We start from the raw sequence: 24,226 nt of genomic DNA on the forward strand, positions 1-24,226 counted from the left end.
GGCGAGGTCAGGCGCACGCGGTCAGGCGGGCGCGGTCAGGTGCGCGAGCGGCGGCGGGCGGGCCGGGCGGCCGTGGCGCCGCCGTCGCGGGCGGCTTCGGCGGCGCGGGCCTGTTCGGTCTCCGCGTGCTGGTGGAGCCGGGTCTCGCAGTGGTCGAGCCAGCGGATCTCGGCCTCGGTCTGGAAGATCAGCTGGTCGAGGACGAGCAGCCAGGCCAGGTCGTTGCTCGCGGAGGGCGCGATGCCGGGCCGTGACTCCCCGGCCAGCGCGCGGCCCTTGAGCCGGGTGTAGTCCTGGAGTGCCTTGATGCTGTGGCGGCGCTGGCCCTGGACGACGGCGGAGACGTCCACCCCGGGGACGGTGACGGCCATGGCGAGCTTGATGGCCAGTTCGTCGCGCGGGGGGTTGGTCCGGGGCACCGGGGTGTCGAACCAGGCCCGCAGCTCGGTGCGCCCCTCCTCGGTGACGGCGTAGAACTGGTGGCCCTCGTCGTCCTCTCCGGCGGGCTCGACCAGGCCGTCCCGCTCCAGTCGGGACAGCGTGGTGTAGACCTGCCCGACGTTGAGCGGCCAGGTGGCGCCGGTGCGCGCCTCGAACTCGGTGCGCAGTTGGTAGCCGTAGCGCGGGCCCTGGTCGAGCAGGGCGAGCAGACCGTGTCGGATGGACATACTCAGTATGTATACCCGGTATGCCCTACAGGCTCAAGCCGCGCCCCCTCCCCCGGCGAGCGGGTACCGTCGTGCGGTGTGAGCCAGTTGCGCATCGCCACCTTCAACCTGCTGCACGGTCAGCCGCTCGCCCCGGACGGCGCCCCGCGGCCCTACCCCGCCGACGCCGGCGGGCCGCTGGCGGAGGCGGTGGCCGCGCTGGACGCCGACGTACTGGCCCTGCAGGAGGTGGACCGCCACCAGTCCCGCTCCGGCGGCACCGACCAGGCCGCGGTGGCCGCCAAGGCCATGGGGGCCGCCGACTGGCGGTTCGCCGCCGCCCTGCACGGGCGCCCGGCGCCGGTCGCGGGCTGGGTGCCGGAGCCCTCCGTGCCCGGCGGCCTGCGGGTATACGGGCCCGGCGACGTCGGCGACGGCGCCCCGCCCTCGTACGGCACCGCGCTGCTGACCCGGCTCCCGGTGCGGCACTGGCGGGCCCGCCGGTTCGCCCCGGCTCCGTTCGGGCTGCCGCTGCGGGTGGCCGGCCGGCGCGGGCTCACCCCGGTGCCGGACGAGCCGCGGGCGGCGCTGGCGGCCGTGCTGGAGGGCGACCACGGCCCGTTCACCGTGGTGGCGGCGCACCTGTCCTTCGTCCCCGGGTGGAACATGGCGCAGCTGGCCGGCATCCGGCGGTGGATCGCGGACCTGCCGCAGCCGTACCTGGTGCTGGGCGACTTCAACCTGGTCGGCGCGGTGCCGCGCACCGTCCTCGGCGGGGCGACCGCGCTGGAGCGCACCGCGCCCCGGGCGCGGGTCCGGGAGCTGCGGGCGGCCCGGCGGGCCCGGCCGGCCCTGGCCGAGCCGCGCCGGCGCCGGGTGCGCGAGCCCCGCCCCCGGCTGCAGGGCTGGTACGACCTGGCCCGCACCCCGACGTACCCCTCGCACCGCCCGGCGGTGCAGTTCGACCACGTGCTGGCGGTCGGCGTGCCGCGCGCCGCGGTCGGCCCGGCGGCGGCGCCGCGCGCGGCGGTGTCGGACCACCGGCCGCTGCTGGTGGAGGTCTCGCTCTAGATCCTCTCCGAGCCTAGCGCTGGCGGGACAGGATGCCGTGCTGGTGCGGTAGTTGGGGGCCGGCGGCGGGGGCCGGCGCGTACTGGAGGAGCAGCATGGCCGCGTCGTCGCCGAGTTGGCGGCCGACGTGGCGCACCACGTCCTCGTGCAGGCGCTGCAGGACGTCCGCCGGGCGGCCGTCGGCGCAGCGCGGGAGGCGTTCGGCGAGCGGGTAGAAGGCGCCGGAGCGGTCGCGGGCCTCGATCACCCCGTCGGTGAACAGCAGGACCCGGTCACCGGGCCGCAGTGCCACCCGGTGCACCGGCGGCCGGACGTCGGCCGGGTCGAGGACGCCCAGCGGCGGGACGGTCTCGGCGAGTTCGAGCGGCCGGACGTCCCCGCCGCGCAGCAGCAGCGGCGAGGGGTGGCCGCAGTTGACCAGTTCCGCGGTGCCGTCCGCGCCGACGCCGATCAGCACCAGGGTGACGAACTCCTCCTCCACGCCCGGGTGGTCGTTCTCGTGCAGGGCCCGGTCGAGGCTGACGGCCAGCCAGCCGGCGACCCGGTCCAGTGCGGGCTCCTGGTGCGCGGCCTCACGGAAGGCGCCGAGGACGGCGGCGGCGGTCTCGACCGCGCCGAGGCCCTTGCCACGGACGTCGCCGACCACGGCCCGCACCCCGTGCCGGGTGTTGACCACCTCGTACAGGTCGCCGCCGATCCTGGCGTGCGCGGCGGCGGCCTCGTAGTGGACGGCCGCCTGGACGGTGCCGACCCGCTCGGGGACGGGCCGCAGCAGCACCCGGCGGGCGATCGAGGCGACGAGCTGGGCGTCGGCCAGCGCCCGCTCCTGGCGCAGCCGAAGGGTGGCGCTGACCCAGCCGATCAGGGCGACCAGCAGGATCGCGAAGACGCTGGCGGCGTGCACGGACTGGTCGAGGGCGTCGCTGCGGAAGGCCATCAGGAAGGCCACCGCCTCGGTGAAGAGGCCGATGGCGAGCGGGTACCAGGTTCGGTGGCTGACCACGGCGGCCAGCGCGGGGACGGCGGTGAGGGCCGGTTCGACCGTCACCTCGGTGTTGCTGACGAAGTCGAGGGCGACGATCAGCGCCATGCCGATGAAGGGCAGCGCGAGCGCCGTCCTCGGCCAGGTGCCGGTCGTGCCCGGAGCGGGTCCCGGGGTCGGCCCGGTGAACCGCTCTCTGATCCATCCGGTCGCGCTCAACGTCGGTTACTCCAGCAGAAGACGCCGATGCCCGGGGGCACCTGCGGTGATGACTGAGGGTTAGGGAATGCGGGCCTCGCTGGCGGCCGGAGCACGGGGGTTGACCGGTTACCGACCCCACAATAGGCACGAAACGTGCATGGCGCACAGGTTTCGGGCGCTGCCGTGATGACTTGAATGCTCTGCGTGACTCATTCTTCACTGTTCCCGATCAGGAGCCGTTCCAACTCTTTTCGGTCGGGAAGTCCTGTCGGACGGACGATCCGCCCGCTGCGGACGTACAGGAAGGAAGCCGTGACCTGCTCCGGCGGAACGCCCGCCTGCTCGGCCCAGGCGATCCGGTAGACCGCGAGCTGCAACGGGTCGGCGGTCTCCTCGCGGTGGGTCTTCCAGTCCACCACTTCGTAGCGTGACGCGCCACCGGTTACTGACGTCACGTCACCGTCCCGGTACACCGCGTCGATCCGGCCGCGCACCACCCGACCCCCGAGCACCAGCTGGAACGGCGCCTCCACCCGGTGCGGCCGGCGCTGGGCGTACGGGGTGCGCAGGAACGCCTCCTTGAGCCGCTCCAGGTCCTGCTCGTCCTCGATGCCGTCGTCGTCGGCGCCGGGCAGCGCGCCCGGCTCGATCAGCAGCAGCGGTTCGATCCGGGACTGCACCCAGGCGTGGAAGCGGGTGCCCCGCCGGGCGGCCGGCTGCGGCGGGCGCGGCATCGGCCGGGCCAGGTCGCGCGCGAAGCCGTCCGGGTCGGCGGCCAGGCGCAGCAGTTGGGTGGCGGACAGCGCGGCGGGCAGCGGCACGTCGCGGGCGGTGCGCCGGGAGCGCTCCAACTCGCCCAGCAGCGCGGTGAGGTCGCGGTCCCAGGAGGCCGCCTGGCGCTGGTCCTCGGCGGCCATCGGCTCGGGTTCGGGGGCGGGCGCGCCGGCCAGCCGGGCGTGCACCACCTCGGCGACCCGGCGGCGGGCCAGCTGGGCGGCCGGGTCCAGCGGCAGCGGCCAGGGGCGCTCGACGGGATCGGCCAGCGCCGGGTTCTCGGCGCCCTTCTCCGGCTGCTCGGCCCAGTGCTCGACCTCCCCGGCGCCGGGCCGCTCGCAGTGCTCGCGCAGCTGCTCCAGGAAGGCGGACGGACCGCGGACGGTCTTCTGGCTGGGCCCCCACCAGTGCCCGGAGGCCAGCAGCAGCGTGCGCGGGCGGGTGAACGCGACGTAGCCCAGGCGCAGTTCCTCGGTGCCGGAGTGCTCGGCCAGCTGCCGCTTGAACGCGGTCATGGCCTTGCCGTCCCACCCGCCGCGCACGTCGGGCAGGGTGTCCGCGTCGCCGCGCAGGGCGTGCGGGAGCACCCGTTTGCTGCTGGTCCAGCGCTCGCGCGAGGTGGTGGACGGGAACGAGCCCTTGACCAGGCCGGGGACGGCGACGACGTCCCACTCCAGGCCCTTGGACTTGTGCGCGGTGAGCACCTTCACGGTGTCCTCGCCGCCGGGCAGGCTGCTGTCCAGGCCGCGCTCGTACTCCTGGGCGGCGCGCAGGAAGCCGAGGAAGGCGGCCAGGCCGGGGTCGCCGTCGAGGTCGGCGAAGGAGGCGGCGACGTCCAGGAAGGCGTGCAGGGTCTCGCGCCGCCGGGCGGCCAGCGCCTGCGGGGAGGCGGCGAGTTCGACCTCCAGGCCGGTGACGGCCAGCACCCGGTGCAGCACGTCCATCAGCGGGTCGGCGAGCGAGCGGCGCAGGTCGCGCAGCTCCTGGCCGAGGCGGGCCAGGCGGACCCTGGCCTCGGCGGAGAAGGGCAGTTCGTCGGGCTGCTCCGCGTCGAGGAAGGTCTCCACCGCGTCGGCGAGCGAGACCACCTCGGTGGGGTCGGCCTCGGCGACGGCCGCCGTCAGCGCCTCCACGCCCTCGGGCCGGTCGGTGCGCACCAGGTCGGCGGCCCGGCGCCCGAGCAGGGCGAGGTCGCGCGGGCCGATCCGCCAGCGCGGGCCGATCAGCAGGCGCACCAGCGCGGCGTTGGCGGTCGGGTCCTGGAGCACCTCGCAGACCGCCACCAGGTCGGCCACCTCGGGCAGTTGCAGCAGCCCGCCCAAGCCCACCACCTCGACCGGCACCTCGCGGGCGACCAGGGCGGCGTGGATGTCCGGGAAGGCCGCGCCGCCGCGGCACAGCACGGCGATCCGGCCGGGCGCGGTGCCGGTGCGCACCAGGTGGGCGATCGAGTCGGCGAGCCAGTCGACCTCCTCGGCGTGGGTGGGCAGCAGCGCCGCCCGCACGTAGCCGTCCTGCTCGGCGCCGGGGGCCGGGCGCAGCGCCTCGACGCCCTCGTGCATGGCCCGCAGCGGCGCGGCGAGTTCGTTGGCGAAGGCGAGCAGCCGGCCGCCGCTGCGGCGGTTCTCGCTGAGCGCGTAGCGGGCGGCGGGGCGGCCATCGGCCTTCGGGAAGTGCCGGGGGAACTCGTCGAGGTTGGCGACGGAGGCGCCGCGCCAGCCGTAGATCGCCTGGCAGGGGTCGCCGACGGCGGTGACGGGGTGGCCGGCAAAAGGATGGCCGGGACCGGGGCCGGCGCCGAACAGGCCGGCCAGCATCAGCCGCTGGGCGACCGAGGTGTCCTGGTACTCGTCGAGCAGCACGACCCGGAACTGGCCGCGGAGCAGCGCGCCGACCTCGGGCCGCTGCTGGGCGAGCCGGGCGGCGGCGGCTATCTGGTCGCCGAAGTCCATCAGCCCGGCGGCGTGCTTGCGGCGCCGGTAGTCCTCGACCAGGCGCAGCAGTTCCAGCCGGGCCCGGGCGGTGGCGGGGACGGCCCGCAGGTCGTCGTTGGTGAGCTTGACGGTGGCGAGGGTGTCCAGCAGGTCCTCGTCGTGGGCGCGCAGGGTGTCCGGCTCGACCAGGTGCTCGGCGAGTTCGCCGTCCAGGGCGATCAGGTCGGCGACCAGGTTGGCGAAGGTGCCGGTGAGCGCGGGGAACGGGCCGCGGGCGGTGCGCAGCACCTTGGCGGCGAGCTGGAAGCGGGTGGCGTCGGCGAGCAGCCGCACGTCGGGTTCGATGCCGATCCGCAGGCCGTGCTCCTTGAGCAGCCGGCCGGCGAAGGCGTGGTAGGTGGAGATCTCCGGTTCGCCGAGCGGCTCCGCGGCGTCCTGCCCGGTGACGCCGGCCCGCAGCAGGGCGGTGCGCACGCGTTCGGCGAGTTCGCCGGCGGCCTTGTTGGTGAAGGTGAGGCCGAGCACCTCCTCGGGCCGGACGGCGCCGGAGCCGACCAGCCAGACCACCCGGGCGGCCATCACCGTGGTCTTGCCGGAGCCGGCGCCGGCCACGATCACGGCCGGTTCCAGGGGGGCGCCGATGGCCGCCATCTGCTCCCGGTTGAACGGGATGCCCAGCAGCTCCTTGAGCTGGTCGGGATGGCTGAGCACGGCGGTCACCCCGCAACGTTAACCGGAGCGGCGGACAACCTTCACTCGACGAGTTGCGCCCCGTCCCGCTGGGCGGAGCAGCTGCGGCGGAAGGTGCAGCGGTCGCAGCCGCCGCCGGTCTGCGGGACGAAGCGCTCGGCGAGGACCCGGCCGGCCGCGTCGGCGAGCAGGTTCTCGATCCACGGCTCGCCCTCCGGCGGGTCCTGCCGCTGCACCTTGGGGGCGTCCTGGGCGGCCTTGGCGGCGGGCTCGCGCAGGTGGACGAGTTCGGCGCCGCCGGTGGCCGGGGGGCGGTCGGCGAAGCCGGGCAGCTCGTTGAGGGCCCCGGCGCGGACGGCGAGCTGGTAGACGGCGAGCTGCTTGTGCTCGGGCAGCGACTTGTCGGTGGGGATCTGCTTGCCGGTCTTGAAGTCGACGACGTAGGCGCGCCCGGCCGCGTCCTTCTCGACCCGGTCCATCGAGCCGCGGATGCGCACCGAGACGCCGCCGGCGTCGAGGGTGACGTCGAAGCCGTGCTCGGTGGCGACGAGGTCGCGGCCGCGTTCCAGCACGTGCCAGTTGAGGAAGCGCTCCAGGGCGGCGCGGGCCTGGGTCTTCTCCTGGTGGGATTTCCAGGGCGCGTCGAAGGCCAGCGCGTCCCAGACGGTGTCCAGGCGTTCCATCAGGACGGCGAGGTCGGCGGGGGTGCGCCCGGAGCCGACCTCGTCGGCGAGCGCGTGCACGACGTTGCCGAAGCCCTGGGCGGCGGAGCCGGCTGCGCGGGCCTTGACCTCCTTGTCCAGGAACCACTGCAGCGAGCAGTTCTCCAGTTGTTCCAGGCCGCTGCCGGACAGCCGCACCGGCAGGTCGGCGCTGCGCAGCGGGTCGGGGGCGGCGGTGGCGTCGGCCAGGCCCCACCAGCGGTCGGGGCGGGCGGCGGGCACCAGCGGCTGGCCCTCGTCGTCGGTGGCGGTGGCGAGGAGGGCGAGCCGTTCGGCGGCGGCCCGGCGCAGTTCGGGCGAGCGGGCCGGGTCGACGGTGACGGCCCGCAGTTCGGCGACCAGTGCGGCGACGGACAGCGGGCGGCGCGGGCGGTGGGTGACGTCCTCGACGACGACGGGCGGGGTGCGGCGCACGACCTTGCCGGTACGCGGGTCGACGTCCTCTCGGTAGAGCTCGCGCAGGAAGCGGGAGGGCTCGTCGCCGTCGTCGGCGGGGGCCTTGACGGCGGTGACGATCAGCCGTTCCCGGGCGCGGGTCGCGGCGACGTAGAAGAGCCGGCGCTCCTCGCCGAGCAGGGCGCCCGGGGAGAGCGGTTCGGCGAGGCCGTCGCGGCCGATCCGGTCGGCTTCCAGCAGGGAGCCGCGGCGGCGCAGGTCGGGCCAGAGGCCGTCCTGGACGCCGGCGACGACGACCAGGCGCCACTCCAGGCCCTTGGAGCGGTGGGCGGTCATCAGCCGGACGGCCTCGGGGCGCACGGCCCGGACGGTGAGGGTGTCGGCGGCGATGTCCTGGGCGTCGAGCTCGGCGAGCAGGTCGAGGGCGCCGCGGTGGCCGGTGACCTGCTCCTCGGCGCGGGCGGCGGTCTCGAACAGGGCGCACAGCGCGTCGAGGTCGCGGTCGGCGTTGCGGCCGGCGGCGCCGCCGCGCAGGGCGGCCCGTTCCAGGCGTTCGCGCCAGCGGCGGCTGCCGTCCCACAGCTCCCAGAGCGCCTCCTCGGCGGTGCAGCCGCCGGCGAGGCGTTCGCGGACCTTGCGCAGCAGGGTGCCGAGGTCGCGGGCCCGGCGGGCGTGGGCGGGGTCGAGGGCGATCAGCCGCTCGGGTTCGGCGAGGGCCTCGCGCAGCAGGTCGCCGGCCGGGCGGGGGGCGGCCGGGTCCCCGTCGGCGCGCAGGGCGGCGCGTTCCTCCTCGCGCAGGGCGCGGCCGAGGCGGCGCAGGTCGGAGCCGTCGAGGCCGCCGAGCGGGCCGGTGAGCAGGGCGTGGGCCAGGTCGGTGGTGAGCGGGTCGGGTGTGTCGGGGTCGCCGTGCCGGTCGCGGGCGGCCTGCTCGGCGCAGACCCGCAGGGCGAGCAGCAGGTGGGCGACGGCCGGCTCCTCGCGCAGCGGCAGGTCGTCGCCGTCGATCTCCAGCGGGACGCCGGCCGCGCTGAGCGCCCGCCGTACGCCGGGGATGGAGCGGGCGCCGGCCCGGACCAGGACGGCCATCTCGCCCCAGGGCACGCCGTCCTCCAGGTGGGCGCGGCGCAGCAGGTCGGCGATCGAGTCGAGTTCGGCGCCGGGGGTGGGGTAGGTGTAGACCTCGGCCCGGCCGCCCTCGCGGGAGGGCAGCAGCGCGCGGTGCTGGGCGAGCTTGTCGGCGGGCAGCCGGCCCATCGGCATCCGCCGGGCGAGCTCCCGGGAGGCGGCGAGCAGGACGGCGCCGGAGCGGCGGGAGACGCGCAGCACCTTGACGTCGGCGGGTTCGCCGTCGGCCCGGCGGAAGGTCTGCGGGAAGTCGAGGATGCCGTTGATGTCGGCGCCGCGGAAGGCGTAGATCGACTGGTCGGGGTCGCCGACCGCGACGAGTTCGCGGCCGCCGCCGGCCAGCTGGCGCAGCAGCCGGACCTGGGAGGGGTCGGTGTCCTGGTACTCGTCGACGAACACCACCTCGTAGCGCCGCCGCAGTTGTTCGGCGACCTCGGGGCGTTCGGCGAGCAGGACGGCCCGGTGGACGAGTTCGGCGTAGTCGAGGACGCCGCGCAGGTCGAGCACGTCGAGGTAGTCGGCGAGGAAGTGCGCGGCGGCGGCCCAGTCGGGGCGCTGGACGCCCTGGGCGAAGCGCTCCAGTTCGGCTTCGCCCAGGCCCAGCTCGCGGCTGCGGGCGAGGACGGCGCGGACCTCGTCGGCGAAGCCGCGGGTGGTCAGGCAGGCCCGCAGGTCGAGCGGCCAGTGGATCCGGGAGCTGCCGAGCTTCGCGTCCTCGGCGCCGCCGGCCAGCAGTTCGCGGACCATGACGTCCTGCTCGGGGCCGGAGAGCAGCCGCAGCGGTTCGGCGTAGTCCTGCGGGTCCTGGTGGGCGCGCAGCAGGGCGTAGCTGAAGGAGTGGAAGGTGGTGGCCTGGGGGGCGGCCGAGGAGGAGCCGAGCCGGGCGGACATCCGGTCGCGCAGTTCCGTCGCGGCCTTGCGGCTGAAGGTGAGGACGAGGATGCGCTCGGGGTCGGTGCCGTGCTCGATCCGCCGGGCGACGGCCTCGACCAGGGTGGTGGTCTTGCCCGTCCCGGGGCCGGCGAGCACCAGCAGCGGCCCGCCGCCGTGCTCGACCACGGCGCGCTGGTACTCGTCCAGCACGGGTGGGGCGGGCTGGACGAGCGGGCTGCGCACGAGCCGGTACGGGGAACTCACGGAGGCGGATCCTGGGGTTGTGCTGGAGGCGTGGCCGGGCGGGCCCGCCGGGGCCCGCCCGTATCGAGCCTACGATCCTGCCCCGTCATTCCCGTCCGCGCGGCCGTTTCGCGGCATCCCCCGGTCCGCGGCATCCCCATTTTGCGGCGACCTCATTGCTCGCCGCCCGGATCCCGCCCGTCCCAGCGGGCCCGCCGCAGGTCGACCCGGGGCGGGTCGGCGAGTTCGCGCAGCGGGGTGCCCTCCTCGCCGTAGTGGGCGAGGGCGCGGTGCTCGTGTCCGGGCAGGAAGCGGCCGTCGGCGCGGATGACCCGCCACCAGGGGACCGAGCCGCCGTACAGGGCCATCACCCGGCCGACCTGCCGGGGGCCGCCCTGGCCGAGGTACTCGGCAACGTCCCCGTAGGTCATCACCCTGCCGGGTGGAATCCGCTCGGTCAGGTCGAGCACCAGTTCGGCGAAGGGTGGCAGGGTGTCCGGGAGGCCGTCGTCTGTTACGTCCGTCACCTGCGGCATTCTTCCTCACGGGGGCGCACCCGCGGCCCCGTACGAACGATCCGCCGCGCCCGATCCGGCCCCTGTCCAGCACGGGGCGCCGAGGCATGCCACCATCTTCGGGGCGGTGAGTGGTGATACGAGGACAAGACCAGATGACCGGGACGGCTGACGTGGGTGTGGACGAGGACTCCGACGAGTCCGCCGCCGCCGTGCCCTCGGCTCCCGGTGATGGGCCCGCGACCGGGCCGACACCGGAAGTCTCCCTGATCAAGGACCTGACGATCAAGACCCCCGCGCCCGCCGAGGCCTCCGAAGAACCCGCCGAACCCGCCGAAGCCCCCGGGGAACCGGCCGCCGCCGCGCCGCCGGCCCGGCGCCCGCTGCCCGACTACCACGACCCGCTGGGCGACACCCCGCACCTGGACGTCGACGAGCCCCTGCTCGCCGCCCGGGCGCACCGCCCGTCCGACCTGATCCGCTTCCTGGCCGGCGTCCTCGGCATAGTCGCCGTCTTCGTGCTGGCGGGCATCGCCACCTCGACCACCACCGGCATCGAACAGGACATCGCCACCAACGCGCCGCACTTCTCCGCGGTGCTCTCCACGATCACCGGCCTGCTCTCCAGCGTCGCGGTGCTCGCCGTACCGCTGGCCTTCGCGGTCGAGCGGCTGATCAAACGCGACGGCCTGCGGGTCGCCGACGGCGTGCTCGCCTCGGTGCTCGCCTACGGCGTCTCGCTGGGCATCGACTGGTGGGTGGCCGAGGGCGCCTCCGACCACATCCGGGACGCGCTGACCAGGCTGCCGATGGACAGCAACGGCACCCTCACCGACCCGGTGCACGGCTACCTCGCCCCGGTGATCGCCTACATGACCGCGGTCGGCATGTCGAGCCGCCCCCGGTGGCGGGTCGCCCTGTGGGTGGTGGTGGTCTTCAGCGGGATCACCGAACTGCTCGGCGGCTACACCACCCCGCTGTCGCTGCTGCTCACCGTCCTGATCGGCTGGTCCGTCGCGTACGGCACGCTGTACGCGATCGGCTCCCCGAACATCCGGCCCACCGGCCAGCACCTGATGATCGGCCTGCGCAAGGTCGGCTTCACCCCGGAGAGCGCCCACCGCGCCCCGGACGCACCCGGCGGCACCCGCCGCTACTACGTCACCCAGCAGAGCGGCCCGCCGCTGGACGTCCACATCATCGACCGCGAGCAGCAGGCCTCCGGCTTCTTCTACCGGGCCTGGCGGCGGCTGCGGCTGCGCTCGGTGGCGGTGCGCCGCAGCCCGCAGTCGCTGCGCCAGGCGCTGGAGCAGGAGGCCCTGATCGCCTACGCGGCGGCCGCCTCGGGCGCCCGCGCGCCGCAGCTGGTCGCCACCTCCGAGCTGGGTCCGGACGCCGCGATCCTGGTCTACGGCAAGGTCGAGGGCCGCATCCTGGACGAGCTCTCCGACGAGGAGGTCACCGACCAGGTGATGGCCTCGCTCTGGGAGTCGGTGGCGGCCCTGCACGAGCGCCGGATCGCCCACCGCCGGCTGACCGGCGAGTCGCTGCTGGTGGTGGACGAGAAGACGGCCTGCCTGGTCAACCTCTCCGGCGGCGACATCGCCGCCACCGACCTGACGCTGCGCATCGACGTCGCCCAGCTGGTCACCACCTTCGCGCTGCGGATCGGCCCGGAGCGGGCCGTCGCCACCGCCAACGCGGTGCTCGGCGCCGACCGGGTCGCCCAGGCGCTGCCGCTGCTCCAGCCGGTCGGGATGAGCCGCTCCACCAGGGTCGACCTCGCGCGGCTCACCAAGGAGCGCAAGACCGTCGCCCGGGCCAGGGCGCTGGAGCAGGTCGCGGCCGGCGAGCGCACCCAGCAGCAGGCCGAGGAGGACATCGCGGTGGCCGGCGAGGACCTGCTGAGCCGCATCCGCGGCCAGATCCTCCAGATCGCCCCCGAGGCACCGATGGAGCCGGCCAAGCTGGAGCGGCTGAAGCCGAAGAGCCTGATCATGGTGATCGCGCTCACCTTCGCCGCCTACCTGGCGCTGACCACCATCAAGCCGGCCCAGCTCAAGCTCTCCCAGATGGACTGGGTCTGGGCGGCGGCGGCCCTGCTGGCGGCCGCGTTCAGCTACGTCGCCGCCGCGATGAGCCTGACCGGCTTCGTCCCGGAGAAGCTGCCGTTCCGGCGCACCGTCGCGGCCCAGCTGGCCGGCTCCTTCGTCAAGCTGGTCGCGCCCGCCGCGATCGGCGGCATCGCGCTCAACACCCGCTACCTGCAGAAGGCCGGGATCCGCTCCGGCCAGGCGGTGGCCTCGGTCGGCGCCTCCCAGCTGGCCGGCCTGGCCGGGCACCTGCTGCTGCTGTTCAGCTTCGGCCTGATCACCGGCAGCCAGACCAACGGCGACCTGTCCGCCTCCCGCGCGGTGATCATCGGCGTGCTGACCGCCGCCGTGCTCGCCCTGGTGGTGGCGGCGGTCGCGCCACTGCGCCGGTTCGTGCTGGGCCGGCTGCGCTCGCTGTTCTTCGGCGTGGTGCCGCGGATGCTCGACCTGATGCAGACGCCCAGCAAGCTGGTCACCGGCTTCGGCGGCATCCTGCTGCTGACCCTGTCCTTCACCGCCTGCCTGGACGCCTCGGTGCAGGCCTTCGGCGGCGACGTCAGCTTCTCGGCGGTCGCGGTGGTCTTCCTGACCGCCAACGCGGCCGGCTCGGCGATCCCCACCCCGGGCGGCATCGGCCCGGTCGAGGTCGCCCTGATCGGCGCCCTGACGGTCGCGGACGTGTCGCCGGCGGTCGCCACCCCGGCGGTCTTCCTCTACCGGGCGCTCACCTTCTGGCTGCCGGTGCTGCCGGGCTGGATCTCCTACAACGTGCTGCAGCGCCGCGGCGCGCTCTGACGTCCACCGGATACGCGGAAGGGCCCGCCGAGGCGGGCCCTTCCTGCACGTTCCGGCGTCCTAGTAGACCGGCTTGTGCGGCTCGATCTGGTTGACCCAGCCGAGCACGCCGCCGCCCAGGTGGACGGCGTTGGCGAAGCCGGCCGCCTTGACCACGGCCAGCACCTCGGCCGAGCGCACGCCCGACTTGCAGTGCAGCACGATCTTGCGGTCCTGCGGCAGCTTCTCCAGGGCGTCGCCCATGAGGAACTCGTTCTTCGGGATCAGCACCGCGCCGGGGATGTTGACGATCTCGTACTCGCCGGGCTCGCGGACGTCGATCAGGAAGATGTCCTCCTCGTCGTCCTGCCACTGCTTGAGCTGCGCCGAGGTGACGGTCGAGCCCGCGGCGGCGGCCTGCGCCTCCTCCGACACGACGCCGCAGAAGGCCTCGTAGTCGATCAGCTCGGTGACCGTCGGGTGCTCGGAGCAGACGGCGCAGTCCGGGTCCTTGCGGACCTTGACCTGGCGGTAGTTCATCTCCAGGGCGTCGTAGATCATCAGCCGGCCGACCAGCGGGTCGCCCACGCCGGCCAGCAGCTTGATCGCCTCGGTGACCTGGATCGAGCCGATGGACGCGCACAGCACGCCCAGCACGCCGCCCTCCGCGCAGGAGGGGACCATGCCCGCCGGCGGGGCCTCCGGGTAGAGGCAGCGGTAGCAGGGGCCGTGCTCGGCCCAGAACACGCTGGCCTGGCCGTCGAAGCGGTAGATCGAGCCCCACACGTACGGCTTGCCGAGCAGCACCGCGGCGTCGTTCACCAGGTAGCGGGTGGCGAAGTTGTCGGTGCCGTCCACGATCAGGTCGTAGCCGGCGAAGATCTCCATGACGTTGGAGTTGTCGAGGCGCTCCTCGTGGAGGATCACGTCGACGTAGGGGTTGATCTCCTTGACCGAGTCCCGCGCCGACTCCGCCTTGGAGCGGCCCACGTCCGACTGGCCGTGGATGATCTGGCGCTGCAGGTTCGACTCGTCGACCACGTCGAACTCGACGATGCCCAGCGTGCCGACACCGGCCGCGGCCAGGTACATCAGCGCGGGCGAGCCCAGGCCGCCGGCGCCGACGCACAGCACCTTGGCGTTCTTCAGCCGCTTCTGCCCGGCCATGCCCACGTCGGGGATGATCAGGTGGCGGGAGTACCTGCGGACCTCGTCAACGGTGAGCTCGTCGGCCGGCTCGACCAGGGGTGGCAACGACACGGGGACTCCGATGGGTGTCTGGTTCAGGTGGCCTGGGCCAGCCTCATGGTGGTTGCTGCGCCGCCACGCGGGTGGCTCCTAGGCCAACAGTGTCACGCCCCTCCGGTATTCCGAGACAGCTCGTCCGATGGGCGAGACAGCCGGCGTCGGATCGTGGGACCGCCCGCCGGAGCCCGGAAAAGCGCCCCGGGCCTGTGCCGACAGGCCCGGGGCGCTCCCGGTGACCGCTCAGACCCGGCAGGCCGTCTCCAGCCAGACGTCCCCGAGCGACTCCTCCAGCGGCACCTGTGTCCGCCAGCCGAGACGGTCCCGGGCGGTGCGCACGTCCGCCTGCCGCCACGGCACCGGCTCCCCCGCCGCGACCCGGCCCTCCGGCCGGTGGCCCTCCACCCGGTGGCCCGGCAGGTGGTGGCCGGGCAGGTGGTCGCCGACCGGGCCGCCGGCCTGCGCGGGCAGCAGGACCTGCCGGTTCTCCTCGACGATCGCCCCCTCGAAGCCGGACGCCCGGACCAGCAGCTGGGCCGCGTCCCGGGCCCGGACGGCGTGCCCGCTGCCGATGTTGACCACCCCGGTGGCGGCCGACACCGCCGCCGCCTGGATCGCCCGCGCGACGTCCCGCACGTCCACGAAATCCCGGTATCCGGACAGGTCCGGCATCCGCACCTGGGCCTCGTCCCGCTCCAGGGCCCGCCGCAGCCCCTCCGCGAGCCGCCCGAACAGCGAGGCGGTCGGCGCCCCCGGGCCCACCACGTCGAACACCCGCAGCACCGCCGCGTCCAGGCCCGACGCCAGCACCAGCTCCGTCCCGGCCAGCTTGGACACCCCGTACGGGCCGACCGGCCGCGGCTCGGCCTGCTCCGACACCGGCACCCCACCCGGCACCGGGCCGTACTCGGCGGCCGAGCCGACGTGCACCAGCCGGGCCGGCTCCCGGCTGCGCCGGATCGCCTCGCAGACGGTGGCGACGGCCAGCGTGTTCGACCGGATCAGGGTGCGCGAGCTGCCGTAGGTGGCGCCCGCGCAGTTGATCACCACCTGCGGCGCGACCGCGTCCAGGAACCGGGCCAGCGCGCCCGGGCTTCCGGTGGTCAGGTCGAAGCGGATGTCGGCCGAGTCGCGCCGGCCGAGCACCGTCACCTGCAACTCCTGGTCCATGAGCAGACGATCGGTGACCCGGCGGCCGATGAAACCGTCGGCGCCCAGCAGCAGCACCCTCATCGGGGGCGTCCTTCCACGAAGCGAGGTCGGGGACGACCTGGCGGACTGAAATCAAGAGCGGACTGAGTGAGAGCAACGAGAAGGGGGCGGCACCCGGGGCCGCACCGGCGGGCGGGGCTCAGCGGTGCGAACCGGCCCGGCCGAGCACGGCCCAGGCGTACGCCAGCAGCACCGCGGCGACCGCGCCGCCGCCGAGCAGCCCGGCCGTCGGCCCGGAGCGGCCCAGGGCGAGCAGCCCGAGCACCACGGCGGGCCCGGCCAGCGCCCCCGCCGCCGCGGCCGTCGTCCGGCCGCAGCGGGCCAGCAGCGCGGGCAGCACCAGCAGCAGGCCCAGCACGCCCTGCGCCGCCCACTGCGCGGCGTCGGCCCGTTCGGCCGCCAGGTGCAGCAGGCCCCCGCCGTGGCCCGGCCCGGGGCGCGGCGCGAGGACGGTCAGCACCGCCAGCGCGGCGAAGGTCAGCACCGCGAGCACCGCCAGGTGCAGGGCGACCGCCACCGGGAGCACCGGCCGCATCCGGGACCGGAACTCGGCCAGCGTGGCCGCCGCGCCGAGATGGCCGCGGCCGACCTGCCGGTACCAGCGGGCCGCCCGCTCGGCCGACCCGGCCGACACCGCCCCGGCCAGCACCAGCGCGGCGGTCAGCCGCCGGTCCCCGTCCGCCGCGGCCAGCGGGAGCAGAAGCAGCGCGGCCAGGCCCAGCCCGTACCCCAGCGCCGCCGGGCGCCACCGGGAGCCGGCCCGCCGCGGCGCCCGCGCCGGGCCCAGCCCGTCCACCGCGCGGCAGGGGCCGGTGCACGGCGGGCCGGGCTCGACGGCGGGGTCCGCGGCCAGGGCGGGCACCAGCACCAGCGGGACGGCGGCCGGCAGCAGCACCGGCCAGCGGGCGCCGAGCGCGACCACGGCCGCGCAGGGCAGCGCGGCCAGCGCGGCGGCGGTCAGCGTCGCCCGGGTCGCGGCGGCGCACTCCCGGCCCGGCGGCGGCTCCGACGGGGGCGGGCGGCGGGGCACCCGCGCGTACAGCTCCTCGGCGAGCGAGAACAGGTCGGCGTGCCGGCAGCGCGCGGCGGCCTGCGGGCCGAGCCCGGCCTCCTCCAGTCCGGCGGCGATCTCCAGCGGGTCGACGGCCCGCTCGCACAGCGCCCGGTGCTCGGCCATCACCTCGCGCACCGGATCCCCCACCGGGCTCCCGGAGCCGCCCGACACCGCGCCGCCCGCCATCAGACGGCCTCCGCGAGGGCGCCGGGGCGCTCTTGCGCGCCGGCGTCGCCGCCCTCGTCCTCCGACCGCTCGGACCCGGCCGGCCCGGCGCCGTGGCGGCCGTCGGGGCCGTCCGCCGTGTCCGGGGCGCCCTGGCCACCCGGGCCGTCCGGGCCGTCCGGGCCGTCCGGCGCGCGGCGGCCGTCGGCGAGCCAGTACTCGGCGGGCCGGGCGAACGGGCGCGGCGGCTCCCCCGCCGCGCCGCCGGCCCCGCCGCCGGGGAAGGCCGGGTACTGCGAGACCAGCTCCAGGTAGATCTCCCGGAAGGCGCCGATCACCGGCTCCACGGCGAAGCGTTCCTGCGCCCGCAGCCGCCCGGCCAGCCCGAGCCGGGCGCGCCGCTCCTCGTCGCGCAGCAGCGCCAGGCAGGCGCCGGCCAGCGCGCGCGGGTCCCGGGCGGGCACCAGCAGCCCGGTCGGCCCGACCACCTCGCGGGCCACCCCGACGTCGGTGGACACCACCGCCCGGCCGCTGAGCATCGCGTCCGCGAGCAGCCGGGGGCTGCGCTGGGACAGCGCGGAGAAGACGGCCAGCGTGCCGCCCTCCCAGACCTCGGCGAGCGAGCCGGGCCGCCCGGCGAAGTCCACCGCCGCGGCCAGTCCGAGCCGCTCGGCCAGCGCCGCGCAGTGCGCCCGGTAGCCGGGCGCGGCCTCCTCGCCGTGGATCACCAGCCGGGCGCGCGGCAGGTCGGCGTGCACCTGCGCGAAGGCGTGCAGCATCAGTTCGGTGTCCCGCCCCGGCTCCAGCGCGCCCGCCCACACCAGGGTCGGCGCGGCGGGCTCGGGCCCGGCCGCCGGGCGGACCACCGCGGGCGTCCCCTCGTACACCACCCGGGTGCGCGCCGGGTCGGCCCCGCAGCGGCGCTGCCACTGCTGGTCGTGGGCGCTGCCGGGGGTCAGGACGGCCGCCTGCCGGTAGGTCTCCTCGGTGAGCGCCCGGAAGTACGCCAGCAGCAGCGCCCGGACCGGCCACCGGTACGGTGCCTCGCGGTAGCCCAGGTACTGCTCGCGCAGGTGCAGGCCGTGCTCGGTGACCACGAACGGCACCCCGTGCAGGTACCGGGCGACGAGTGCGGGCAGCGCCGCGGGGCCGCCGCCGACCACGTGGCACAGGTCGGCGCCGCCGAGGCCGTCGGGCCCGGTGCCGTACCAGGGCGCGGACAGCGGCCGCAGGCACTGCTCCAGCAGGTCCGCCGCGACCAGCACGTCACGGACCAGCGGCTGCCCGGCCGAGGTCTCCGCGCCCGGCAGCCGCCAGACCCGCTCCAGGGTGCGCCGGGCGTGCGCGGAGGCGAGGAAGGCGGGCAGCGTGCCGTCCTCCCGGGCGAGGACGGCCAGCCGGTACAGCCCGGCCCCGAAGCCGGCCCGCTCCCCCGGCAGCACCAGGGCTCTGACCAGGTCCTCGTACGCCCGGGCGTACTGGCGTCTGCGCAGCGCGCCGGGCACCCGGCCGCCCGGCCGGCGCCCCCACAGCGCCAGCTCGCGTGCCCCGCGCCAGGCGGGGGACGGCCGCTCGGCGGCGCCCTGGCCGGCCTGGCCGCCTTGGCCGGTCAGCAGGTACAGCCCGAACTCGTGCTCCGGCAGGCCCGCGGCCAGCCGGTCGCACCAGCCTCCGGCGCCGCGCCGGGAATGTGGGCGGGCACCCTCGGTGAGCAGGGCGATGCGCACGGGAGACCTCCAGGGCAGAGCGGATCACGGGCGGGCGGATCACGGGCGGGCGGGATCGACGGATGGCTTGAGCGGCTTGAGTGGTCACCGGGGCGGCCCCGCACGGCGGCGGGGACGGTCCGGGGGCGAGGAGTCCGGTCGGCCGGGTACGACACCGCGACGCTCCCCCGGGGCAGGGCACCACCGAGCGGTGGTGCGGCCGTCCGGCCCGACGGTCCGGTCGCGCCCCTCCCGCGATCCGTTCCCCCGGGCGCACGCCCGTTCCGGCGGGCCGGGCCCGACCCGCCGGCCCCCTGGGTGCGGCCGCCCCCGGATTTCCCCGGCGTCCGCGGCCTCCCCCACACCTGTTCGGTCCGACAGCAGAAAGGTAGGACCGGGCCCGGGCAATCCATCGGTCACATGCCTGGTTGCCACCTGAACGAGTGAACGAGCGTGACCTCGCCCCGAACCGGGCCGTTACCGGGCGGTCCGCGCGACCGGGCGCCGGTCGCCGACCTCCCCGCTCATGACGGACGATGGGAGTGACCTTGTTCGCCGCCGCGAGGGGTCCCGGGTCCGCGATGCCCGGCCCGTGCTCCGCGCTCGGTGACACCGCCGGTGCGGTGCGTCACGAGGTTCGGATTCCGGCGGTCGGGACGGCCGTTCCGGCCCCTGTCACACCCCTGCCGACGCCGAGGTCAGCGCCGTATTGTGGGCTCCTGACAAGGAGGCCGAGGTCCTTTTCTCACTCCCGCCGAACGCGGAAGCGGTTACCGAAAAGTAGAATCGGCCCTCTTGCCAGCCCCGAACAACCGAAGTGAGGAGCGCCGTGACGGCCATCCAGGAGGCGCAGGAGCGCCCGCGCGGTGCCCGCCTGCCGCGAAGCGCCCGCCGTGAACAACTGCTCGGTGCCGCCCAGGAGGTGTTCGTCGCGCAGGGTTACCACGCGGCCGCCATGGACGACATCGCCGACCGCGCCGGGGTCAGCAAGCCGGTGCTGTACCAGCACTTCCCCGGGAAGCTGGAGCTGTACCTGGCACTGCTGGACAAGCACTGCGACGCCCTGGTCGAGTCGACCCGCGACGCACTGTCGACGACCACCGACAACAAGCTCCGGGTGGCCGCGACGATGGAGGCGTACTTCAACTACGTCTCCAGCGAGTCCGGCGCGTTCCGCCTGGTCTTCGAGTCGGACCTGACCAACGAGCCGGCCGTGCGCGAGCGGGTCGAGCGGGCCTCCGAGGCGAGCGCGACGCTGGTCAGCAAGGTGATCCAGGAGGACACCGACCTGCCCGAGGCGGAGTCCAAGCTGCTCGCCGCCGGGGTCTGCGGCCTGGCCCAGATCACCGCCCGGTACTGGCTGTCGCAGGGCCTGGACATCCCCCGCGACGAGGCGGTGCGGCTGGTCGCCAGCCTGGCCTGGCGCGGGCTGAAGGGCTTCCCGATGCACCCCGTTTCAGAGGGCGGGGAGGCCCTCTAGCAGGGGTGATCCACCGAGCTTCGCCGCCGCGGTGATCCCGTGCTCTATGGTGAAGCCGTACGGCGCGGTCGTCGCGAACGCTTGTCCCAGGCGGTCGGGGTGTCCGCGCGTGGAGGCTGCAACCCCGGAGGGACGGAAGCCGTGGAGGTCAAGATCGGCGTGCAGAACACGCCGCGCGAGATCGTGATCGAGAGCACGCAGAGTGCCGATGAGATCCAGAGCGCGATCGCCAAGGCGCTGGAGGGTTCGGAGAAGCTCTTCGCGCTGACCGACGAGCACGGCCGCCGCGTCATCGTCCCGGCCGAGCGCCTGGCGTACGTGGAGATCGGCGAGCAGGCCGCCCGCAAGGTCGGCTTCGGCACCGCCTGAGGCGTCGTCCGAGCTGCTCACCCGGTGCCCCGCTCCCCCAGGGAGCGGGGCACCGTTGCGTGTACGGCCGGGTCGGCCGGGGTACGGCGACAGTGCGGCCGCCGGCGCCGCGCGCCCGTCCCCGGGGAGGCAGTTTTGCTGGTCGAGTCGATCGCCTTCGCCCTCGTCGGCCTGGCCGCGGGCCTGGCCGCACTGCTGGCGCGGCCCGCGTACTTCCGGGCGGCCCGCACCCTGACCCTGGGCACCGCCCTGGCGACGGCGCTGCTCGGCGGGACGGTGGCGCACTTCTGCCTGGACGGGCGCTACCCGGCGGTGTCGATCGCGGCCGCCGCGCTGGCCTCGGCGGTGCTGACCACGACGCTGGCCCGGCCGGACCTCGCCGCCGGGCGGGCCCCGGCGCACCGGCACCACCCGCACCGGGCCGGTGTCCACCGCACGCGGCGCCACCGGCCGGCCTGACCTCTAGCTGGCCAAGCCCAGAGCGGCCATCCGCCGGGTGTGCGCCTCGGTGATCCGGTTGAACATCTTGCCGACCTCGACCAGGTCGAAGCCCTGCACCTGGACGCCGCCGACCAGCAGGTTGGACAGCGCGTCCCGCTCGGCGACCACCCGCTGGGCCTGGCTGAGCGCCTCGCCCATCAGCCGCCGGCCCCACAGCGCGAGCCGGCCGCCGGAGCGCGGGTCGGCCTCGATGGCCTGGCGCACCTTGTCCACCGCGAACTGGGCGTGGCCGGTGTCGGACATGACGCCGAGCACCAGGTCGCGGGTGTCGTCGTCGAGCCGGACGGCGACCTCGCGGTAGAAGTCGGTCGCGATGGCGTCGCCGACGTAGGCCTTGACCAGGCCCTCCAGCCAGTCCGAGGGCGCGGTCATCCGGTGGAACAGCTCCAGCGGCTCGACGAACGGGCGCATCGCCTCCTGCGGGTCGGCGCCGATCTCGGCGAGCCGGTCGTGCAGGCGCTGGTAGTGCTGGAACTCGGCGGAGGCCATCCGGGCCAGGGCCGCCTTGTCGGCGAGGTCCGGCGCCAGCTTGGCGTCCTCGGCGAGCCGCTCGAAGGCGCTCAGCTCGCCGTAGGCGAGTGCGCCGAGCAGATCCAGCACCGCCGCCCGGTAGCCGGGGTCGGCCGAGCACGCGGCCCAGTCCCCGATCGAGCCGGCCGCGGCGTCCTGCGTCTCACCATGGGTCTCCATGACCCGCCACCTTAGTCCCGCCGACCCGGGGGACCCACCCTGGCCGACCGTCGGCCGGTCGCCCGGGTGACCGGCCGGAACACTGCTTCCGGCCCGGGTCGGCAGGGGCAATGTCAGACGCGTCACGTGTTCGAGTCGTCGCCTGACTGTATGGTGGTACGGAGCCCCGTCGTGTTCGCACGGTGTCACCGCCGTCTCGGTGTCCCGCGCAAGCCCGCTCCGAAGCGGCACCGTCCATCCGGACGTGTCCGCACCGGAGCCACGGGTACTCACGTACGCGGATGCCCGGTCGGAGAGCCGATCGGCTCCGACCATGGCTTGGACTTCAAGCCTTGGCACCGCATCAGTGGCCGAGCGAGGGCCGCCGAGACCGCGCCCCCTGGCGAAGGTCCCGCGCAGGTCCCTCATGGGAATCCTCCCCGACGCCGCCGGCGACGCGCCCCGCACAGGGCAGCGCGCACCGGCCGGCCGCAGGGACCGGCGCGGTTGTGCGTCCGCTCAGCTGCATCAGGGCCGCCAGGCCCGTACGCAGCCGTGCGGCTGCCCGCCCGCCGCTCGCTCTCGGCCCCTTTCACACGGAAGAGGCAGCACCCTGTCCACCACCGCTGAACCCATCAAGACGACGTTCCGGGATCTGGGAATCCTCCCGGAGACCGCCGAGGCGCTCGAGTCCGTCGGCATCGTCCACCCCTTCCCCATCCAGGAGATGACCCTCCCGGTCGCGCTGACCGGCCACGACGTCATCGGCCAGGCCAAGACCGGCACCGGCAAGACCCTCGGCTTCGGCCTCCCGCTGATCGAGCGCTGCATCGTGCGCGCCGACGTGGACGCCGGCCGGGCGACCGAGGAGCAGCTCTCCGACGGCCCGCAGGCGCTCATCGTCGTCCCGACCCGCGAGCTCTGCACGCAGGTCACCAACGACCTGCAGACCGCCGGCAAGGTCCGCGACGTGCGCGTCCTGGCCGTCTACGGCGGCCGCGCGTACGAGCCGCAGGTCGAGGCGCTCGCCAAGGGCGTCGACATCGTGGTCGGCACCCCGGGCCGCCTGCTGGACCTGGCCGGGCAGAAGAAGCTGAACCTGTCCAAGGTCCGCTCGCTGGTCCTGGACGAGGCCGACGAGATGCTCGACCTCGGCTTCCTGCCGGACGTCGAGAAGATCATCACCATGCTGCCGGCCAAGCGGCAGACCCTGCTGTTCTCGGCCACCATGCCGGGTCAGGTCATCAGCCTCGCCCGCCGGTACATGAGCCAGCCCACCCACATCCGGGCCGCCGCCCCGGACGACACCGGCACCACCGTCGCCAACATCGAGCAGCACATCTTCCGCGCGCACTCGCTGGACAAGGTCGAGCTCGTCTCGCGCATCCTCCAGGCCGACGGCCGCGGGCTGGCGATGATCTTCTGCCGGACCAAGCGCACCGCCGCCGACGTCGCCGACCAGCTGACCCAGCGCGGCTTCGCGGCCGGCGCCGTCCACGGCGACCTCGGCCAGGGCGCCCGCGAGCAGGCGCTGCGCGCGTTCCGCAACGGCAAGGTCGACGTGCTGGTCTGCACCGACGTCGCCGCCCGCGGCATCGACGTCGAGGGCGTCACGCACGTGGTCAACTACCAGTGCCCCGAGGACGAGAAGACCTACCTGCACCGGATCGGCCGCACCGGCCGGGCCGGCGCCTCGGGCACCGCCGTCACCCTGGTCGACTGGGACGACATCCCGCGCTGGCAGCTGATCAACAAGGCGCTGGAGCTGACCTTCAACGACCCGGAGGAGACCTACTCCACCTCGCCGCACCTGTACGAGCTGCTGAAGATCGCGCCGGGCACCAAGGGTGTGCTGCCGCGTTCGGAGCGGACCCGGGCCGGGCTCGGCGCGGAGGAGGTCGAGGACCTCGGCGAGACCGGCGGGCGCGGTGCGCGCACCGCCCGGGCCAAGGGCCCGCGCAGCGGCTCCGGCCGCACCGGCGCCCCCGAGGCCGCCGTGGCGACCGAGGAGAAGCCGCGCCGCACCCGTGAGCGCCGCCGCACCCGCGGGGGCTCCACGGTCGCCGAGGGCGAGGCCGGGAGCGTCGTCGAGGCCGCCGCGGCCCCGGCCGTCGAGGGCACCGAGGGCGAGGCGGCCCCGCGCCGCCGTCGCCGCCGTTCGCGCGGCGCCGCCGCCGGCGAGGCCGCTGTGGTGGCCGAGGCCGTCGCGGTGACCGAGGCGGCCGTGGCGGCTCCGGTCCCCGAGGCCCCGGCCGAGGTTCCGGCCGCGGTGGCCGTCGTGGCCGCCGCCGAGGCCGTCGTCGAGGCCGCCGTCGAGGAGAAGCCGGCCGCCCGCACCCGGACGCGCACCCGCAAGCCCAAGGCGGAGGCCGTCGAGGCCCCGGCCGAGGCACCCGCCGCCGAGGCCGTCGTCGAGACCGCCGTCGAGACCGCCGTCGCGAAGAAGCCGGCCACCCGGACGCGCACCCGCAAGCCGAAGGCGGAGGCCGTCGAGGCCCCGGCCGAGGCACCGGCCGCCGAGGCCGCCGTCGCGGAGAAGCCGGCCACCCGGACGCGCACCCGCAAGAAGGCCGAGGCCGCGACCGCCCCGGCGGCTCCGGAGGCTGCGGCCGCCGACGCCGCGACCGAGGTCCCGGCCCCGCGCAAGCGCACCCGGGCCCGCAAGGCCGCCGCCGCGCCGGAGGCCACCCCGGAGAGCTGACGCACCCCGCCCCCTCCGGCGTTCCGGCGTTCCGGCGTTCCGGCGTTCCGGCGTTCCGGCGTTCCGGCGTTCCGGCGTTCCGGC

The 24,226-nt window shown here is 75.4% G+C and carries 16 protein-coding genes; 6 read left to right on the plus strand and 10 right to left on the minus strand.

The window, feature by feature from the left end; all coding sequences use genetic code 11:
* Positions 1-35: 35 nt before the first annotated feature.
* Entirely contained in the window at positions 36-668 is a 633-nt protein-coding gene (locus ACFWPI_RS34485) for a PadR family transcriptional regulator (protein WP_063347909.1), read from the minus strand.
* Between the two features lie 78 nt (positions 669-746).
* Here ACFWPI_RS34485 and ACFWPI_RS34490 point away from each other — a divergent pair, with 78 nt between their 5' ends.
* The gene (locus ACFWPI_RS34490) at positions 747-1,718 is read left to right on the plus strand and encodes an endonuclease/exonuclease/phosphatase family protein (protein ID WP_363372609.1); all 972 of its coding nucleotides are present in this window, start codon (positions 747-749) and stop codon (positions 1,716-1,718) included.
* A gap of 13 nt (positions 1,719-1,731) precedes the next feature.
* Here the strand turns inward: ACFWPI_RS34490 and ACFWPI_RS34495 are convergent, their stop codons facing one another.
* The 4 genes from ACFWPI_RS34495 to ACFWPI_RS34510 all read right to left on the minus strand — a co-directional run bounded on the left by ACFWPI_RS34495 (position 1,732) and on the right by ACFWPI_RS34510 (position 10,194).
* Complete coding sequence (locus ACFWPI_RS34495) at positions 1,732-2,919, minus strand: PP2C family protein-serine/threonine phosphatase (protein ID WP_079135641.1); 1,188 nt, start codon at positions 2,917-2,919, stop codon at positions 1,732-1,734.
* A gap of 191 nt (positions 2,920-3,110) precedes the next feature.
* Positions 3,111-6,329 (minus strand): UvrD-helicase domain-containing protein, encoded by a 3,219-nt coding sequence (locus tag ACFWPI_RS34500; protein ID WP_380378182.1) that lies wholly within the window; start codon positions 6,327-6,329, stop codon positions 3,111-3,113.
* A 32-nt stretch (positions 6,330-6,361) separates the two neighbouring features.
* Complete coding sequence (locus ACFWPI_RS34505; RefSeq protein WP_380378184.1) at positions 6,362-9,679, minus strand: ATP-dependent helicase; 3,318 nt, start codon at positions 9,677-9,679, stop codon at positions 6,362-6,364.
* 152 nt (positions 9,680-9,831) lie between these two features.
* Positions 9,832-10,194 carry an MGMT family protein gene (locus tag ACFWPI_RS34510; protein ID WP_380378186.1) on the minus strand — a complete coding sequence of 121 codons (363 nt, stop codon included), beginning with the start codon at positions 10,192-10,194 and terminating at the stop codon, positions 9,832-9,834.
* A 134-nt stretch (positions 10,195-10,328) separates the two neighbouring features.
* On the opposite strand from ACFWPI_RS34510, the gene ACFWPI_RS34515 reads away from it, so the two are divergent.
* Positions 10,329-13,061: a flippase-like domain-containing protein gene (locus tag ACFWPI_RS34515; RefSeq protein WP_380378188.1), complete on the plus strand. Its 2,733-nt coding sequence runs from the start codon at positions 10,329-10,331 to the stop codon at positions 13,059-13,061.
* Positions 13,062-13,121: 60 nt separating this feature from the next.
* On the opposite strand, the gene moeZ is transcribed toward ACFWPI_RS34515, so the two are convergent.
* The 4 genes from moeZ to ACFWPI_RS34535 all read right to left on the minus strand — a co-directional run bounded on the left by moeZ (position 13,122) and on the right by ACFWPI_RS34535 (position 18,443).
* Positions 13,122-14,300, minus strand: coding sequence for an adenylyltransferase/sulfurtransferase MoeZ (gene moeZ / locus ACFWPI_RS34520; RefSeq protein ID WP_063347914.1), 1,179 nt, complete (start codon positions 14,298-14,300; stop codon positions 13,122-13,124).
* Positions 14,301-14,528: 228 nt separating this feature from the next.
* Entirely contained in the window at positions 14,529-15,518 is a 990-nt protein-coding gene (locus tag ACFWPI_RS34525; protein ID WP_380378191.1) for an NAD-dependent epimerase/dehydratase family protein, read from the minus strand.
* Between the two features lie 118 nt (positions 15,519-15,636).
* Positions 15,637-16,737: a hypothetical protein gene (locus ACFWPI_RS34530; protein WP_380378193.1), complete on the minus strand. Its 1,101-nt coding sequence runs from the start codon at positions 16,735-16,737 to the stop codon at positions 15,637-15,639.
* On the minus strand, positions 16,737-18,443 hold the full coding sequence (locus ACFWPI_RS34535; protein ID WP_380425242.1) for a DUF3492 domain-containing protein: 1,707 nt from the start codon (positions 18,441-18,443) through the stop codon (positions 16,737-16,739). The genes ACFWPI_RS34530 and ACFWPI_RS34535 overlap by 1 nt, the downstream gene beginning before the upstream one ends.
* Before the next feature lie 808 nt (positions 18,444-19,251).
* Between ACFWPI_RS34535 and ACFWPI_RS34540 the strand changes: the two genes are divergently transcribed.
* From ACFWPI_RS34540 to ACFWPI_RS34550, 3 genes are all read left to right on the plus strand, one after another.
* Entirely contained in the window at positions 19,252-19,902 is a 651-nt protein-coding gene (locus tag ACFWPI_RS34540) for a TetR/AcrR family transcriptional regulator (RefSeq protein WP_063347918.1), read from the plus strand.
* Positions 19,903-20,043: 141 nt separating this feature from the next.
* A complete protein-coding gene (locus ACFWPI_RS34545; RefSeq protein WP_063347919.1) occupies positions 20,044-20,271 on the plus strand; it encodes a DUF3107 domain-containing protein in 228 nt (75 codons plus the stop codon).
* Between the two features lie 135 nt (positions 20,272-20,406).
* Positions 20,407-20,730, plus strand: coding sequence for a hypothetical protein (locus ACFWPI_RS34550; protein ID WP_380380767.1), 324 nt, complete (start codon positions 20,407-20,409; stop codon positions 20,728-20,730).
* A 3-nt stretch (positions 20,731-20,733) separates the two neighbouring features.
* Here ACFWPI_RS34550 and ACFWPI_RS34555 read toward each other — a convergent pair whose 3' ends face one another.
* A complete protein-coding gene (locus tag ACFWPI_RS34555; protein WP_063347921.1) occupies positions 20,734-21,462 on the minus strand; it encodes a ferritin-like fold-containing protein in 729 nt (242 codons plus the stop codon).
* A gap of 706 nt (positions 21,463-22,168) precedes the next feature.
* Between ACFWPI_RS34555 and ACFWPI_RS34560 the strand changes: the two genes are divergently transcribed.
* Positions 22,169-24,142: a DEAD/DEAH box helicase gene (locus ACFWPI_RS34560; RefSeq protein ID WP_380380765.1), complete on the plus strand. Its 1,974-nt coding sequence runs from the start codon at positions 22,169-22,171 to the stop codon at positions 24,140-24,142.
* Positions 24,143-24,226 lie beyond the last annotated feature (84 nt).

The sequence above is a fragment of the Kitasatospora sp. NPDC058492 genome (genome assembly GCF_042720685.1).
GTDB lineage: Bacteria > Actinomycetota > Actinomycetes > Streptomycetales > Streptomycetaceae > Kitasatospora.